This is a genomic window from Woronichinia naegeliana WA131, from assembly GCA_025370055.1.
GTDB classification, from domain to species: Bacteria; Cyanobacteriota; Cyanobacteriia; order Cyanobacteriales; family Microcystaceae; genus Woronichinia; species Woronichinia naegeliana.
In genome coordinates, this window is sequence record CP073041.1 from 2,191,011 (window position 1) to 2,208,047 (window position 17,037).

Consider the following 17,037-nt stretch of genomic DNA (forward strand, 5'->3'; position numbering starts at 1 on the left):
TCGTTGATTACATCTGACGCGAGCTCGAAAGCCCTATCGTACCGTTTCACAGGATAATCTATCAACGAATTATTTAGGGCTTGCTGAAAAAAGCTGAAACCTTTACGGAGAAAAATAGTAGGCGAATTAAGAACCGCTAGAATGCACGAAAATAGGGTAGAATGCCTCAAAACCATTGCATTAAGAAGAGAGAAAGCAGATGTACCGAAAGCAACAGTACTCAATTGAAACACCAGAAAACTTGAAAAATCTGTTCGGCGGGCAGTTAGACGAAGAAAATCGTTGGATAGAAATGTCAAAAATGATTCTTTGGGAAGAATATGAGGAAGAATATGCAAAAAACTTCACAGAAAAAAAAGGAGCCCCAGCCAAATCATTTAGAATGGCATTAGGAGCATTAATTATCAAAGAAATTTCAGGAAAAAGTGACAGAGAAACAGTAGAACAAATAAAAGAGAACCCTTATTTACAGTACTTTATAGGAATGGAAAGCTATAGTAGCAAAGAAGCATTTAATGCGTCAATGATGGTTCATTTTCGTAAAAAAATAGGAATGGAATTAATAAATAAAATTAATAAAGAAATAGAAAAAAAAGCGACGGGTGTAGCGTCAGAAAAAAAAGAAAATGAAGGAAAGTTATTGTTAGATGCGACTTGTACACCAGCAGATATAAAATATCCAACGGATATAGGAATATTGAATGATGCCAGAGAAAAAACAGAAAAAATAATAGATAAGCTGTATGAAGAAATAAAAGAGAAAAGGAAAGAAAAGCCGAGGACTTATAGGGAAGTGGCAAGAAAAGAGTACTTAGCCATAGCAAAAAAACGTCGTGTGTCAAAAAAAGAAAGAAGAAAAGGAACAAAAAAACAACTAGGATATATAAAAAGAAACTTGTCTGATATAGAAAAAATGATAGAAGAGGGAGCAAAGTTAGAAAAACTAACGAAAAAAGAGCAAGAAGAGCTTGTAACGATAGGAAAAGTGTATGAGCAACAGTTAGAAATGTATGAAAAAAAGACAAATAAAGTAGAAAACAGAATTGTGAGTGTAAGCCAACCTCACGTGCGTCCAATAGTGCGTGGAAAAGCGGGAAAAGCAGTAGAGTTTGGAGCTAAAATATCGGCAAGTAATGTGAATGGCTTTGTCTTCTTAGACAAATTAAGTTGGGATAATTACAACGAATCGGGAGATTTACAAGCGCGAATAGAAGGGGTGTGACCTTTAGTTGATGAAGGAAAAGAAAAGTGTTAACATGAGATGAAAAGTGACAAAGAGGAAACAATGATGACAGCAAAACTAATTAATGTAGAGGGTTCAAAGATAAAAATAGAACTAACATTAGAACTCAGTCGTTCAATGTTGGATACAGAAATAAATATTCAAAAAGGCTTAAACGAAGTAGGTTGCATCGCCAGCAAAGAAGCCTTGAAATATTTAGATACAGATGGTTCACCCTTAAAAATCGGTGAAGAAATCTGGAAGAGTAAGGGAGAGCAACCGAAAGAATATCAAACACCTTATGGTGAGGTTATAGTGAATCGTCATGTATATCAGCGTTCACCTTTGAGGAAAAACGTATTGCCCCTTAGAAAGAGAAGCAAGGATAATCATAACATCAACGCCATTATTGGCAAAACAGGTATCCTCAAAAATGTCAGGGATGGCAGGCAAAGAGGTGAAAAATGATTTATTAGAAAATCATGGTAGAAAAGTAGCGCTATCCTATATCCAAAGATTGAGTGAAGCAGTAGGAAGTGTGGTACAGGCAAAAGAAGAAGCGTGGAGTTATGCCCCGCCCAAGGAGGATAGCCAAATTGCAACAGTGGGAATAGGATTAGATGGAACCTGTATGCTGATGTGTGAGGATGGCTACCGTGAAGCAATGGTGGGAACCGTTAACCGTTTCCCTATACGATAGTGAGGGAGAACGTCAACAGACAATCTATCTAGGTGCGGCACCAGAGTACGGAAAAAAGAGTTTTCTAGAAAGATTGGAAAGAGAAATTGAGCGAGCGAAAAACCGTTATCCAGAGGCAAAATTTGTCGGTATAGCAGATGGTGCAGAATCAAATTGGAAGTTTTTAGAAAAGCAGACGGAAGAACAGATATTAGATTTCTATCATGCCTCTGGTTACTTAGGAGCGTTGGCAGAAGCGTTGCATCCGAATACCGTGTCAAAACAAAAAGAATGGTTGACTGAAAATTGTCGAGAACTCAAGCATGAAAAAGGAAAAGCAGGAGAACTGCTAAATCTGATGAAAGAAGCCAAAGAAGAAAAAAGTCATTCTAAGAATCTTACCGAGAAACTACAAGCGGCGATTACTTATTACGAGAATCATCAGCATCAAATGGATTATGCTGAATACTTAGAGAAAAAGTATCCGATTGGTTCAGGTGTTACGGAAGCAGCTTGTAAGACGTTGGTCAAACAACGATTATGTTGTTCAGGAATGCGATGGAAGGAAAAAGGAGCAGGAATTATTTTGAGCCTACGAGCTTTGGTATTGACCAAGGAACGATGGAGTCAATTTTGGGCAAAACTTGATCAATATGGGTTCCCTGTAGAACCCTGATTACAACAGCTTTTATCAACTAAAGGTCGCACCCAATAGAAGAATATAAAAGGGAAACAGGATGTTATCCGGAATCGGTTCATGTGGATAAAATCTATCGAACAAAAGCGAATCGAGCTTATTGTAAAGAAAGGGATATAAGAATGAGTGGTCCCCGATTGGGAAGACCGCCGAAAGAGGTGAGCAAAGAAAAAAAGAAAGAGGCACGCTCAGATGAAAGAGTGCGTAATGCCATTGAGGGTAAATTCGGACAGGGAAAGAGGAAATTTAGTCTTGGTCGAGTGATGGCCAAACTACCTGAGACCTCGGAAACGGTAATTGCGATGAACTTTTTGGTAATGAATCTTTCTACTCTACTTCAGAAGACAAAAAGTAAAAAGTTGTAGAGTCGTTTTTCTTGTGAAAAATGGTGTTAATTTTCCTCTCTTTTGTGAGGAGTGATTTGTGTTGACCTTTTTAGACAGAAAGGAACAATAGATTAAACAAAATCTGTATTTTGATTTGTTTCCATAAGGATAAGTTATCTATGCTTTTTCAGTCCATACTTCCCTAACCCACATTTCTTTCGTTTTTTGACTTTTTCAGCAAGCCCTATTTACAGGTAAAAAAAATTTGTAAGATGCGATCGCCTTGTCGTAAACTCTGAAAATATGAAACGCGATCGCCCCTACACGAAAAAAATTTGTAAGAGGCGATCGCCTCCTCAAATCCAAATCCTTACAAAATGCGATCGCTTCCCCAACATTTCTATCAACTGCGATCACTTCCCCAAATCTCATTAAATCTCATTTCTACAAACAGCGATCGCCTCCTCAATATTCCACAACTAGCGATCGCCCCTTTAAACCCATATTCCGTACTGGTTAAGAGGAAGTAAAAAATAAACTCAGAAATAGCGACGGAATAGCTATCTCTCTTGTGTTACTTTAGGAAATAATTTTAAATCTCAAATCCTACACCCATTCTTGCTCAACAAGGATTCTGTCGTTATTTCTGAGGATAAAATAAAATGTGTGTTTCCTCCTAACTTAATAGCTCAAAAGTCTTGCTATGGAAGGACTTTAGTCTTTGAGGTCTGAAAATGTCTTCCTAGTCTAACAGAAGAGAAATATCTTAACGGGCTGATGGTCAGCTAAGGGGGAGGACGGTAAGGCATTTACCCAGGAACCGTAACCGCGATCGCCCCTAAAACCAGGCCACTTTGCAAAACACAGAACCAAAATCGAGGCAAAAGTAACCGCAACATTCCAAAATCAAGCGACAATATTAACTATTCACCCTAACATCCCCTTTCTCAAATTTCGACTTTCTTTAGCATTACTTTGCTTTTTCTATGGCTGCCAAACCGAATCCACTCCACCGCGATCGCGTCATTTACCAAGAATTTGGGAATACTCCTGCTAATCCGGCCACAGAACGTGCTCAAAGCGATCTACCGCCCCAACAGCAAAACTTACGAGTCCAAGCTTCCCGCGCTGGCCGTAAAGGTAAAACCGTCACCACCATTACCGGCTTCCAATCCTCCTCTGCAACCCTAACCCAATTGCTCAAAAATCTGAAAAATCACTGTGGCAGTGGTGGAACTCTCAAAGAGAATAGTCTCGAAATTCAGGGCGATCATCGTCAAAAGATCCTCGATTACCTAGTGAAATTAGGCTATAAAGCCAAAATTAGCGGGGGTTAGCCAGGGATGACAGGAGAAACCGAGCCTTCTGGCCCAATAAACAGAAATTAATGACATAATAGCTAAGGCTATTCCTCGGCCCCAAGCGACTTTAGTTCTCTCCCAGACAGTTCAAGGCATACTGATGAGTCTAGATAACGATAAAGATTTTATTGAAAAATTGGAAACTGGAATCCCTGGATTTGATTTTCTTTCCCAGGGTGGCTTGCCTTTAGGGAGGGCGACATTAATAGCAGGGACAGCCGGAAGTTCTAAAACGGTTTTTGCTTGTCAGTTTCTCGTAGAAGGCATTAAATGTGGCGAAAATGGTGTATTTATCACCTTTGAAGAACCCCCCAAGGCACTACGAAAAAATATGCGGGGGTTTGGCTGGAATATTCGCGAATTAGAAGAGAAGGGTCAATGGGCCTTTGTGGATGCCTCTCCCCAACCAGGAGAACAGCCGGTTGTGGCCGGAGATTATGATTTGGGAGCCTTAATTGCTCGCATTGAACACGCTATCCGTAAATATAAAGCGAAACGGGTGTCCCTGGATTCCCTGGGGGCGATTTTTAGCCATCTTACCGATAGTGCCCAGGTTAGAAATGATCTGTTTCGATTGGCCTCTGCCCTGCGCGAACTGGAAGTGACGGCCATTATGACGGCAGAGAGAACCGAAGAGTATGGAGATATTAGTCGTTATGGTGTAGAGGAGTTTGTGGCTGATAATGTGGTCATTCTCCGTAATGTATTAGCCGATGAAAAGCGTCGTCGCACCATTGAAATTTTGAAATATCGGGGTACGGATCACCAAAAAGGCGAGTTTCCTTTTACCATTATTCCCCAACGAGGCGTGGTCATTATTCCTCTGTCGGCGATCGAACTTGAACAAAAATCCTCTAACATTCGCATCACCTCTGGCAGTAATGAATTAGATCGGATGTGTGGCGGCGGCTTCTTTCGAGATTCGATTATTCTGGTTTCTGGGGCAACAGGCACGGGTAAAACCCTGATGGTAACGGAATTTATGGCAGGGGGAGTATCCAATGGAGAACGCTGTCTCGTTTTTGCCTTTGAAGAAAGTCGAGAACAACTATTTCGCAATGCGACGGGTTGGGGCGTTGATTTTAAGCAAATGGAAAAGGATGGCAAATTAAAGGTGATTTGTCGCTATCCAGAAACCACTAACCTGGAAAATCATCTGATTATGATGAAGGATATTATCCAGGAATTTAAGCCTAATCGGGTGGCAGTAGATAGTTTATCTGCCTTGGAGCGAGTTTCAACCTTAAAAGGATTCCGAGAATTTATTATTGGTCTAACCTCTTTTATTAAACAACAGGAAATTGGGGGATTATTTACCTCAACAACTCCTACCCTGTTGGGCGGTTCTTCCATTACCGAAGCCCATATTTCTACCATTACCGACTCAATTATTCTCCTGCGTTACGTGGAAATGTATGGCGAAATGCGACGCGGTATTACGGTCTTAAAAATGCGTGGTTCTATGCACGATAAGGATATTCGAGAGTTCTCAATCGATTATCAGGGGATGCACATTGGTAAACCTTTCCGTAACGTCACTGGAATTTTAGCCGGAACACCGATGTACACAGCCCAAACGGAAGTAGAGCGTTTAAGTGGTCTCTTTGAAGATGGTGGCTAGCACTAGATTGGATCCTTCATGTGAATTCCTATAGCCAGAGGGTGTTTTTCTCTGCTAGTAAAATGACTTTTCCCCAGGATCGTATGGTTTTAGTTTTTCAAGGGGAAAGATTACCACTATATTATCAAAAGGAAGATTTGTTACCTGTTTTAGAATGCCTTCAAGACTGGCGATTTTCTATTAATAACTTATTTCAATTATTAAGCTTTTCTGGCTGAGGTAAAATGATGAAAAATCAACTTTATGATTTAGATTTTTATGCTTGGACTCAACAGCAAGCGGATTTATTATTAACAGGAAAATTAGAGTTTTTAGATCGGATTAATTTGGCAGAGGAAATTGAATCTTTGGGCAAGCAACAACGACAAGAACTCAGAAATCGTTTAGGTATTTTAATCGGTCATCTTTTAAAATGGGACTATCAGCCTGAACGACGGGGAAAAAGTTGGAAAGCGACCATTCGAGAACAACGTCGTCGCATTATTGAGCATTTAGCAGATAATCCGAGTTTGAAGCCCTATCTATTAACCGCGATCGCCTTAGCCTATCAAGATGCGATCGATTTAGTGGTTCGAGAAACGCCGTTAGATGACGATGATCTGCCTCAAGTTTGTCCCTATGAAGTGGAACAGATTTTTGATCTTACTTTTCCTTTTGAGTTATAGTTACAATGGGTGCGACCGTTAGTTGATGAAAAGGAGAAAGGTGTTAACATGAGACGAAAAGTGACAAAGAGAAAACAACGATGACAGCAAAACTAATTAATATAGAGGGTTCAAAGATAAAAATGGAACTAACACTAGAACTCAGTCGCTCAATGTTGGAGACAGAAGTAAATAATGCTCTGACAAGCTTTGTATTAGCTCTGATGCCTCTACCCTTCCATTTCCTAAAAAACGATAGAATCCTACTTGCTCGGCACGATTCCTTTTGCCTGTTTAGCGTGAATTAGTATCGGGTTGGTTATTTTTCAGTCCTCTTTTTTGGTTTTTTTCCCTTTTTTTAGTTTACACTTGACTTGTGTGTACACAGTAGCTTTTCCAAGGGGCTAGGGAATAAAGACTGAATCTTATCGATGGGCCAACCAGAATTGGGACGACACACAAAAACTTTTGATTCCTCAACCCACAATGAGATCCTTACCCAGTATTCGAGACAACTTAACCCATATAGAAACCCAAACCACGCAGCTTTGGCAAGAACTTAGGTATCTTTATCAACAACACCTAAACTTTTTGACACAAACTGTCAACCAGCAACTCATTTTTGCAGTTCATCAAATCTGTACCCAAATTTATCCCGAAATTTTCCTAACACTCAGTTTAAATCAACGGCAAAAGTTCCAGGCAAGAATTCGCCATATTGTTCGAGATTTCCAGCCCAAATTACTCACTCAACTAGCCTCTAAAGGCATTCTCTTAAGTCCAGTAACCTTAGAAGTCACTTCTCCTCTACTGGAAGAGACAGAAACAGTTCCTTTAGATAATCAGGAATTTGCCGCCCCTAAAGGTTTAGAAGCATTATTATCTCAGCCACCAAAACCCCATTTAATAGTTAACAGTCCTGAAGATTTAAACCATTGGTGCCGAGAATTGGAGCGGGAAATGAACCGACATTTAACGGATATTTCCCATGAGACAAATCTCTTGCTGCAAAAAGTAGAAATTTTGTCCCCTAAGCTACCTCCTCAAATTCTGGAAATGGCTCTGCAAGCAGAAGAAGGGGGGATGAATATGGGACAGGGTGGAATGCCTAATATTTTAAGTATTGTGGTAGAAACCCGCAGAGCAGAAGCTAAATCAGAAAAACCAGAGGATGAAGATCTAGAAACCAATGAAGACGAAGATGAAGAGGACAATCAGGAGGAAGAAATGGCTAAAAACTCTCAAATCTTGAAAATCGCAGCCATTCATTTACGGCTTTCTGAACTAGAATTTGCCGATGTTCATTTAAGTTTAACGCGTAAGCAATTACGCAATCTGGGAGAACAACTCAATAAGCTCCGCAAACAGTATCGTCAACTCAAACGAGAATACCTGCGATCAGAGGCAGAAATGGCTTGGCGAGCCAGTTGGACAGAAAATTAGACTTGCCCACAAAAATCCCCCTAAATTATCCGTTAAAAATTCAGGGGGATCAAAACAAAAGTTCAGTCATATTGACTAGATAATCATGCCATCGGGGATAGTAGCATTTTTAAACACCACCACAATGCCATTGCGAATATGGAAGCCTAAATCCTCTCGATTTGCTTCCTCAATGCCTTCTTTGTTGACAATCATCACATTTTTGCCAATACGAGCATTTTTATCAATAATGGCACGGCGAATCGTTGAACCGGCACCAATACCAATGGAAATAATCCCCGCGTCTTCATTAATAGAACGTTCAGGCCGAGATTCGTAATAGTCAGATCCCATTACCAAGGTATCTTCGACAACACAGTTAGATTCAATACGGCTGCGGATACCCAAAACAGAATGGTGAATCCGGCAATCTTTTAGCATACAACCTTCACCAATCATGGATTCTGTAACATTACAGTTCCACATTTTGGTAGGAGGTAGGTAACGACCACGGGTATAGATAGGTGCTTTTTCATCATAGAAACTAAAAGGCGGATAGGGCTGTTGAGTTAAGGCTAAATTCGCATCATAGAAAGCCTCAATGGTTCCAATATCTGCCCAATAGTCATCATAAAGATAGGCTTGTAAATTGTGATCATGAGAAGACGCGGGAATAATTTCCTTGCCAAAATCGGTCGCCGAGGGATAGGCAGCCAATAAATTTGTTAAAACTTCTTTTTTAAAGACATAAATTCCCATCGAAGCAATATAGGGATTCTCTTTGGCCTTATCGGCTGTCAGTCCCAACAAAGTCGTATCAACCTGCATCGCCTTGAGCGCATCACCTTTAGGCTTCTCGGAAAAGTCCACCACTCGACCAGCTTGATCGATTTTCATTAATCCCAACTCAGGGGCTTGTTTCTCATTGACAGGGACAACAGATAGGGTAATGTCCGCATTGGTTTCCCGATGCCGTTGGACAAATTTACTGTAATCCATGCGGTAGAGATGATCTCCTGACAAAATGAGATACTCATCTACATCCCATTCCTTAAATAGCCAAAGGTACTGACGCACCGCATCGGCTGTTCCCTGGAACCATTGGGGGTTATCTGCTGTTTGTTGGGCTGCCAAAACTTCCACAAAGCCTTCTTGAAAACCCGCAAAATTATAGGTACGGGTCAAGTGACGATTGAGGGAAGCAGAATTAAACTGGGTCAGAACATAAATTTTGACAATTTCCGAGTTAATACAATTACTCACAGGAATGTCAATTAATCGATATTTACCTGCTAGGGGAACGGCTGGTTTCGCTCTGAGTTTCGTCAAAGGATAAAGACGGGTACCCGCTCCACCGCCAAGAATAATCGCTAAAACTCGTTTCACAAGAAGACCTCACGACTGCCTATTACACCTCTCAAGTCAAGTTTAGGACTGTAGGGGACATCTGCAAAGTAACCAGAGCCGAAAAAGCGAAAAATCTTCTGTTGATGGCTTTAGGAAACAATTACTGATACCTCAGGGTCATCCCTAGGACTTCTTCCTATCTATCGGCTGTATCAATTGTCGCGTTTTGGCTATGCGTCCTTACGGTTATTTATCGTTTTTTTTAATCCCTTTGCTCTGTTCTCCCCTGAGAGCGATCGCGGCTCCAACTCACTCCCAGAATGATGATTGTTTTGTGGTGGCCCAGGGGACGGAAACCCAACGATTTGGCAGTAATGGTCAGAATGGCACCGTCGGGGAGGCTGGGAAGAATGCTTTAAATGCCGATAATTTAACGGTTTTTGCCGATGGTTCACCCTTAACCCTCAATTTGGCTGGGCGAGATGGGGAAAACGGTCAAAGGGGGGGGGATGCAACGGCGGCGGACTGCAAAAATCAACCGGAGCAAGTGAGTTATGATCTTCGCGCACCGGATGGGGCAAATGGAGCGAATGGTGGCAATGGCGGTGATGGGGGTAACGGGGGTTCTATTAGTATTTATTCGACTAATCCCAGTAATCTGCGGCAAATTTTTGTGAATGCGGCGGGGGGAAAAGGCGGGCAACCAGGGGCCGGGGGGCTAGGTAGTCAGGGCTGTAATTGTAGTAAACCCTATTGGACGGTGGAAACCTGTTCTGGGAATCCAGGGGATCCAGATTATCGATGCAGCACTAAAGAATTTCGCTGTTTCAATGGCCGTAGCGGCGTGAATGGCAACGCTGGCCTCTTAGGACGGGATGGCTTGCCAGGCAAATTAACCTTGATTAACTTGAATAAACCCTTGGAACCAGATAGGCCTTCCGCCGCTGTTACCATGGCGACCTTGAAGGATCAGGGTTTTACGCTTTCTAAAAATCGCTGGGAAACTCGTCAGGGAGCGATCGCCTTATTAGCCCCTGGTTCGGTTGTGGTCGATGAGTATTTAGCGTTAATCGAAAGAACAGAACGCTCTTTTCTGTTGATCTGGAATGCACCGCAGGCCTTTAGTAATTTTGCCGATCGAAATTTAACCTTGACCTTAAATGATCAACAGGAAATTAATGTAACCTTGCCCTCAGATATTTGGTGGGAGGGAACGACTCAAAAACGCAATGCGGTGACAGAATTTGTGGTTTATAATGCCATTTTAGCGGGGGATGCTACCCGTTTAGAGGAAGTGGCTTTGGCGGGTAATGGTAATGATCTCAAGTTGATTCTGGCAGACCGGGCCGATAAATCCAATCTCATTGCGACCAAATTTAAAGTTAAGTATAGTATTACCCAATCGGATCCTCGTTTTCGTCCCGTTTCAGATTATTCTACGAAATATACCGGCGATCTTCCCGATGATTTAGTCACCATTAATGGCGATCGCTTTACCTTAAATATTGGTCAATTACCCATTCCCGCCGAATATTTAAAGCCTGGCTTAGGGGTAGAAATCGAAGTCTTAGCGACACGGACATTCTCAGGCTATTCTGCTAATCAAAAATTAGTCGTCACTGATATTATTGGCCCTGCACGGGGAGTGCCCATGGCCCCCAGTGTACCTCAAACGCCCGCTCTACCTGCTACTGCACCCTTCCCCAGTAATGCTCCCACGGTTCCCCGCATACCAACCTCTCCCACCCTGCCCATTTCTCCCACAGTTCCCCGTATGCCAACCTCTCCTCCCTTACCAACTAATCCTTCTTCCTTGCCCATTCCCCGATAAGATTTGCAAGTCAAAATTAAGCGGTTCTCAAGGCAACAATGGGATCCAGTTTAGCGGCGCGTTGGGCCGGAACCACCCCAAAAAAGAGACCAATGCCACCAGATATGCCCAAGGAAAGGGCGATCGCATTGCCAGAAACAGTAGCGGATAGGGGAGAAATCAGACCGATCACGCCCACAATGCTACAACCGACGGCAATTCCGACCACGCCCCCCACCGCCGAAACAATGACGGCTTCGATTAAAAATTGAATCATAATGTCCTGACTGCCCGCTCCGATCGCCTTACGGAGTCCAATTTCCTGGGTACGTTCAGTGACCGAGACGAGCATAATATTCATCACCCCAATACCGCCCACAATCAGAGAAATGCCGGCGATCGCGGCCAACATAATGGTTAAACCGCCGGTAATCGTACCGACAATATCCAGCATTTGTTTAGCTGTTTCTACCCCGAAATCATCTTCATCATTTTGGATTTTGTGACGCAGACGGAGTAAATTCTCAATTTGAAATTGGGCCGCCCGAATATCTTCTGGTTTCTTCGCTTTGACGTTAATCCAACTCACTTCGATGCCATAGGGAGAAGTCCGACCCACAATTTGACTAATCATGGTATCGAGCGGAATAAAAACCGATTCATCTTGATTGCTGCCCATAAATGATCCCTTTGACTCCATCACCCCCACAATTTCAAAGCTAATATTGTTGACACGAATTTGTTGACCAATGGGATTTTGGGTCTTGAAAAAGCGATCGGCAATTTCAGTTCCAATGACCGCAATCCGTTTACTCCGTTCTAGATCCAGTTGATTGAGGAAACGCCCTTTGTTGACATAGTAACTGCGAATACTTTGATAGTCCGGCGTTGTGCCGATCACCATGCCATTAGTATTAATATTACGAAAGCTAATTAACATCCGTCGGTTTATTTCCGCCGCTACACCATCGACCGTTGGCACTTGGGCGGCGATCGCCTCTGCATCACTTAGAACCAGAGTTCGAGGTAAATCAAAGGTAGCATTGCGTGCTTTACGAGAACCTGGCAAGACAAACATCACATTCGGGCCCAAAGCCGATAATTTATCCGTTGCTAACTTTTGCGCCCCTTCCCCAATGCCAATCATGGCCACCACCGAGGCATTGCCAATAATAATTCCCAACATGGTTAAAGCACTGCGGAGCTTATTGGCCATGAGCATAGAGGAAGCCATTTTTAAACTTTCTACAAACTCCATAGTGTATCGAGGGTAAGGGACTGGAGAAATAGTGGTAATTATCTTACTTATCTTTATCGGATTGCGGATCTTGACTGCCTTCGGGAAGGTCAATAAAAACCCGTTGCCCACCATCTATACCTGACAGAATCTGGGTTTTGTCATCTAAGACCAGACCAATTTTAACGGATTGGAATTTGGGTTGATTATCTTTGCCCGGAATCATAACTCCCGTTTTGCCCGCTAAGGTGACGATCGCCACGGTGGGAACGGTCAAGGCATCCTTGAGGTTATCTCCCATAAAAATGACATCCGCATTCATTTTGGAGCGCAGTTTTTCCTGTCCGGTGATCAGCGCAACCGTTACCTCAAAGGAAGTCACATTATTTTCGACGATCGCTTCTGGGGCAATGCGAATGACCTTACCTTGAAAAACCTCATTGGGAAAGGCATCCGCCGTGATCTTCACCGTTTGACCCAGTTTAAGGGTCATAATATCCACCTCCGGCACTTTGGCCACGATTTCTAGACCCCTGGCCAGGGCTAAGATGGAAGTGGAAGTGGCAGAAGCCGTACTAGAAGCCGAGGTGGTAGGAGTCACAAAAGCCCCAACGGTGGCAAATTTTTGGGTAATCGTGCCAGCAAAGGGAGCCGTAACAAAAGTATCTTGGTACTGAATCTTCACCCGCTCTAGATCTGCCTGGGCCGCCGCCGCCACCGCCTTTAAAGAAGCCAGTTCGGACTTGGCCGTATATTGACGTTGTTCAAAGGCAGCAATTTGTCCTTTGAGGGCCTGTTCTGATTCAACCACCGCCGCCCGCAATTGTTGAATTTGCTGTTCAATTTGTCCTAATTCTGGATCGGCTGTATTTTTTGCCTGATCAAGTTTGCCCAGGGATTCAATTAAACCGGCTTTGGCACTGAGATAGTCGTTGGAAACTTCGTCAAAGCGATCGCGGGAAATCGCGCCTTCTTCAATTAAACTCTTATTGCGATTCATACGGTTTTCAGCTAACTGAAGCCGAGACTCGGACGCATTCAGTTGGGCGCGAAATTGATCGATATCCTTGGGAATTCTGGCCTGTACCTGGAGCAGTCTATCCTGGGCGATCGCCAATTGGGAGCGGGCTTGGGCTACTCTGGTTTGAGCCTGATTAACGTCGGCTTCCCGTTGCCGCAATTCCATCGGAATTTTAATTTGTAGTTCCTTAAAACGGGCAATAGTCTCTTCAAATTTAGCTTGGGACTGCATCCCCTCGGCAAACACTTCTCGGTTTTCCATCACGGCTAACCGTTGACCCCGATGCACGCGATCGCCTTGTTCTACAAATAACTGCATTAAACGACCAGGCGTTTTGGGACTAATATTCACTGTCTGAACAGGTTGAACAGTTCCACTGGCCTTAATTTCTACCGCTAAAGTTTCCTGGGTGGCCGTTACCGTATATTTTTCTAGGTCTAAAGTGCTGCCAGATGGCTGTACCATCCGAAAGGTCAGGAATCCAACCACTAGAAGGCCTGCTCCTAATGCCCCCAAGATCATAGGAAGAGGATTTTTCATTTTATCTAGCAGTGGAATTTGCATAGAACCTGATGACAAAAAAAACTCTCGAATGTTTCATCCATAGTAACGTTAAGATCAGCGTAATGAATCTTTACATTTAATTATGGTCGTTTCCTTATCTGCCCTGGAATCGTTTAAAAAGCGTTTAAAAACCGTTTTTTTGTTTGGAAATGAGCCGACACTGGAATTATTCGCTATTTTGAGCGTTTATTTTGTTCAGGGCATCTTAGGGTTAGCTCGCCTGGCCGTTAGTTTTTTCCTCAAAGATGATTTGGGCTTGAGTCCGGCCCAGATGGGAGCCTTAACCGGAATTGCTGCCATACCTTGGATTATTAAACCGCTTTTTGGTTTTTTGTCCGATGGTTTACCCTTGTTTGGCTACCGTCGGCGTTCCTATCTGATTCTATCGGGACTATTGGGAAGTCTATCCTGGTTGGTGTTAGCCACAATGGTTAATTCTGTTTGGGGAGTGACGCTGACTCTCTTGGTGACATCCTTATCGGTGGCAGTCAGTGATGTGATTGCGGATTCGGTGGTCGTAGAACGGGCCCAGCAGGAATCCCTCCGTAAAGCTGGTTCTCTGCAATCGCTCACCTGGGGAACGGCGGCCTTGGGAGGACTGATAACGGCCTATTTTAGTGGTTTACTGCTAGAACAAATTAGTACTAGAACTATCTTTGTCATTACGGCTTGTTTTCCTTTGCTGGTTTCCTTTTCGGCTTTTTTGATTGGGGAAGAAAAGCCCGCTTCGCCTTCTCTCAAGAATCCCCTTGCTAATACCAAAAACCAATTACAACAATTAGGACAAACGATTCGTCAGAAATCCATTTTATTACCCACAATTTTTATTTTTTTGTGGCAGGCAACCCCTAGCGCAGATTCAGCTTTTTTTTACTTTACTACCAATGAACTGGGGTTTGAGCCAGAATTTTTGGGACGGGTACGATTGGTGACGAGCTTGGCCGGTTTAATTGGTATTGGTTTATATCAAAAGTTTTTAAAAACGATTCCCTTTCGTCCCATGTTGGGCTGGTGCACAGTGATTTCCTGTTTACTCGGCTTTACTTCCCTGATCCTTGTCACCCATAGTAATCGGGCGATCGGCATTGACGATCATTGGTTTAGTCTGGGGGATAGTTTGGTTTTAACGGTTATTGGTCAAGTGGCTTTTATGCCCGTTTTAGTGCTTTCGGCGCGTCTTTGTCCCAAAGGAATTGAGGCCACTTTATTTGCGTTATTGATGTCGATCTGGAATTTAGCCGGATTAACGTCTCAAGAATTAGGGGCTTTGCTAACTCATTGGTTAGGGGTAACGGAAACTAATTTTGACTATTTAGCTCCCCTAATTATTATTACCAATTTAACCACACTATTACCTTTGCTACTATTGAATTGGTTGCCAGCCGGAGATCCCCAAGACTTTTCTCAAGTGGATGCGGATAATCGTTCTTTTCCATCGCCGGAATTATTTGAACCTCACCGTTTGGGAACCTTAGCGGATCAAAGTTTTTTACCAGAGTTTATGCCTGATTTAGGGACACCTGTTAAAGAAATAAAATCCCCTTAGCCTCAAAAGCGGCGATCGCTGATTTCTTTTTTTAATAAAACTTTGGTGAAATGTTTTATCGGATTCAACCTTTTTGAGACTTGACCTTAATGTTGTGTTAAGGCATTGTAGAAAAGGCTGTGCTATCGTCAGAGATAACCTTCTAAACCTCCATGAATACTACCGATCATCCTGCCAGTTTTGATTTTCAAACCCAGCTAGAAGAAACCGTAATTGGTTTTGATCTCCAAAATCCTCCCTCCCAAAAGGTGATCGATAGCTGTGTTCACTGTGGTTTTTGTCTGTCAACTTGTCCCAGTTATCGCATTATCGGCAAAGAAATGGATTCTCCGAGGGGACGCATTTACTTGATGAATGCTATTAACCAAGGGCAAGCCTCCTTAGATAGCACGACAAGTCAACATTTTGATAGTTGTCTCGGTTGTTTGGCCTGTGTGAGTACCTGTCCTTCTGGTGTGCAGTACGATCAACTGATTAGCGCGACCCGTTCTCAAGTGGAACGCAATCAACCTCGCTCCCTCGGCGATCGCCTAATTCGATGGCTCATTTTTAATCTTTTTCCCTATCCCCAACGTTTACAAATTCTATTACCTTTCTTCTGGATTTATCAAAATCTAGGCTTACAAAAACTGGTACGAGCGAGTGGTTTATTAGAAAAATTCTTTCCTCGTTTAGCGGCAATGGAAGCGATTTTACCGAGAATTACCCGTCAATCTTTTTCGGGAAATTATCCTGATTGTATTCCAGCCCAAGGAACACAACGTTATCGGGTAGGGATGGTTCTGGGCTGTGTGCAACGACTCTTTTTTTCTAATGTTAATGAGGCAACGGCACGGGTATTAACTGCCAACGGTTGTGAAGTGGTGATTCCCAAAACCCAAGGATGTTGTGCTGCCCTACCGGCTCACCAGGGACAGGAAGCTCAGGCTCAGGCATTAGCTCGTCAGATGATTGATAGTTTTGCGGATAGTAATGTGGATTTTATTATTATTAATGCGGCGGGTTGTGGTCATACGCTCAAGGAATATCATCATATTTTGGCGAATGATCCAGACTATGCAGAAAAGGCCCAGCGATTTGTGGCGAAAGTTAGGGATGTCCAGGAGTTTTTAGCAGAAGTAGGTTTAGTAACGCCTTTAATGCCCATTAGCGATGAAATGTTAACGGTGGTTTATCAGGATGCTTGCCATTTATTACATGGTCAAAAAATCAGTTTACAACCCCGACAATTATTGATGCAAATCCCTAATCTCAATCTCAAGGAAGCGATCGATGCGGCTCTTTGTTGCGGTAGTGCAGGGGTCTATAATATGTTACAACCGCAAGTTGCCGATGCTCTGGGGCAACAAAAAGTAACGAATTTATTGAATACGGGAGCCAAGCTAATTGCTTCGGCCAATCCAGGCTGTTCTCTGCAAATTCAGAAACATCTTCAAAAGCAAGGTAAGTCATTTCCTTTGATGCACCCAATAGAATTATTAGATCAGGCGATTCGAGGAATTAAATTAACGCTTTACTAAATACTCTAGATGATGTTATA

The 17,037-nt window shown here is 42.9% G+C and carries 11 protein-coding genes and 3 pseudogenes; 11 read left to right on the forward strand and 3 right to left on the reverse strand.

Annotated features, from left to right (window positions below):
• Positions 1-199 precede the first annotated feature (199 nt).
• The 8 genes and pseudogenes from KA717_11195 (at position 200) to KA717_11230 (ending at position 7,993) form a co-directional block, all read left to right on the forward strand.
• Positions 200-1,213: pseudogene (locus tag KA717_11195) on the forward strand (IS5 family transposase).
• Between the two features lie 75 nt (positions 1,214-1,288).
• A pseudogene (locus tag KA717_11200) lies at positions 1,289-2,577 on the forward strand (ISKra4 family transposase).
• Between the two features lie 35 nt (positions 2,578-2,612).
• A pseudogene (locus KA717_11205) lies at positions 2,613-2,963 on the forward strand (transposase).
• A gap of 338 nt (positions 2,964-3,301) precedes the next feature.
• A complete protein-coding gene (locus tag KA717_11210) occupies positions 3,302-3,454 on the forward strand; it encodes a hypothetical protein (GenBank protein ID UXE63171.1) in 153 nt (50 codons plus the stop codon).
• Positions 3,455-3,910: 456 nt separating this feature from the next.
• Complete coding sequence (locus KA717_11215) at positions 3,911-4,261, forward strand: translation initiation factor (GenBank protein UXE63172.1); 351 nt, start codon at positions 3,911-3,913, stop codon at positions 4,259-4,261.
• 124 nt (positions 4,262-4,385) lie between these two features.
• Positions 4,386-5,906, forward strand: a complete 1,521-nt coding sequence (gene kaiC / locus KA717_11220; protein ID UXE63173.1) for a circadian clock protein KaiC — start codon at positions 4,386-4,388, stop codon at positions 5,904-5,906.
• A gap of 227 nt (positions 5,907-6,133) precedes the next feature.
• Entirely contained in the window at positions 6,134-6,571 is a 438-nt protein-coding gene (locus tag KA717_11225) for a DUF29 domain-containing protein (protein ID UXE64629.1), read from the forward strand.
• 570 nt (positions 6,572-7,141) lie between these two features.
• The gene (locus KA717_11230) at positions 7,142-7,993 is read left to right on the forward strand and encodes a hypothetical protein (protein UXE63174.1); all 852 of its coding nucleotides are present in this window, start codon (positions 7,142-7,144) and stop codon (positions 7,991-7,993) included.
• A 75-nt stretch (positions 7,994-8,068) separates the two neighbouring features.
• Here KA717_11230 and KA717_11235 read toward each other — a convergent pair whose 3' ends face one another.
• Entirely contained in the window at positions 8,069-9,358 is a 1,290-nt protein-coding gene (locus tag KA717_11235; protein UXE63175.1) for a glucose-1-phosphate adenylyltransferase, read from the reverse strand.
• 232 nt (positions 9,359-9,590) lie between these two features.
• Here KA717_11235 and KA717_11240 point away from each other — a divergent pair, with 232 nt between their 5' ends.
• Positions 9,591-11,150, forward strand: coding sequence for a collagen-like protein (locus KA717_11240; GenBank protein UXE63176.1), 1,560 nt, complete (start codon positions 9,591-9,593; stop codon positions 11,148-11,150).
• 16 nt (positions 11,151-11,166) lie between these two features.
• Here the strand turns inward: KA717_11240 and KA717_11245 are convergent, their stop codons facing one another.
• Together KA717_11245 and KA717_11250 are read right to left on the reverse strand one after the other, a co-directional pair.
• Positions 11,167-12,387 carry an ABC transporter permease gene (locus KA717_11245; GenBank protein UXE63177.1) on the reverse strand — a complete coding sequence of 407 codons (1,221 nt, stop codon included), beginning with the start codon at positions 12,385-12,387 and terminating at the stop codon, positions 11,167-11,169.
• 43 nt (positions 12,388-12,430) lie between these two features.
• The gene (locus KA717_11250) at positions 12,431-13,909 is read right to left on the reverse strand and encodes an efflux RND transporter periplasmic adaptor subunit (GenBank protein ID UXE63178.1); all 1,479 of its coding nucleotides are present in this window, start codon (positions 13,907-13,909) and stop codon (positions 12,431-12,433) included.
• Positions 13,910-14,033: 124 nt separating this feature from the next.
• Between KA717_11250 and KA717_11255 the strand changes: the two genes are divergently transcribed.
• Positions 14,034-15,497 carry a folate/biopterin family MFS transporter gene (locus KA717_11255; protein UXE63179.1) on the forward strand — a complete coding sequence of 488 codons (1,464 nt, stop codon included), beginning with the start codon at positions 14,034-14,036 and terminating at the stop codon, positions 15,495-15,497.
• Positions 15,498-15,649: 152 nt separating this feature from the next.
• Positions 15,650-17,017: a 4Fe-4S dicluster domain-containing protein gene (locus KA717_11260; GenBank protein ID UXE63180.1), complete on the forward strand. Its 1,368-nt coding sequence runs from the start codon at positions 15,650-15,652 to the stop codon at positions 17,015-17,017.
• The last annotated feature ends 20 nt before the right edge of the window (positions 17,018-17,037 follow it).

Coding starts and splice junctions, on each gene's coding strand:
- KA717_11210 (UXE63171.1), top strand. CDS start 3,302: ATGCGATCGCTTCCCCAACATTTCTATCAACTGCGATCACTTCCCCAA.
- KA717_11215 (UXE63172.1), top strand. CDS start 3,911: ATGGCTGCCAAACCGAATCCACTCCACCGCGATCGCGTCATTTACCAA.
- kaiC (UXE63173.1), top strand. CDS start 4,386: ATGAGTCTAGATAACGATAAAGATTTTATTGAAAAATTGGAAACTGGA.
- KA717_11225 (UXE64629.1), top strand. CDS start 6,134: ATGAAAAATCAACTTTATGATTTAGATTTTTATGCTTGGACTCAACAG.
- KA717_11245 (UXE63177.1), bottom strand. CDS start 12,387: ATGGAGTTTGTAGAAAGTTTAAAAATGGCTTCCTCTATGCTCATGGCC.
- KA717_11250 (UXE63178.1), bottom strand. CDS start 13,909: ATGATCTTGGGGGCATTAGGAGCAGGCCTTCTAGTGGTTGGATTCCTG.
- KA717_11255 (UXE63179.1), top strand. CDS start 14,034: ATGGTCGTTTCCTTATCTGCCCTGGAATCGTTTAAAAAGCGTTTAAAA.
- KA717_11260 (UXE63180.1), top strand. CDS start 15,650: ATGAATACTACCGATCATCCTGCCAGTTTTGATTTTCAAACCCAGCTA.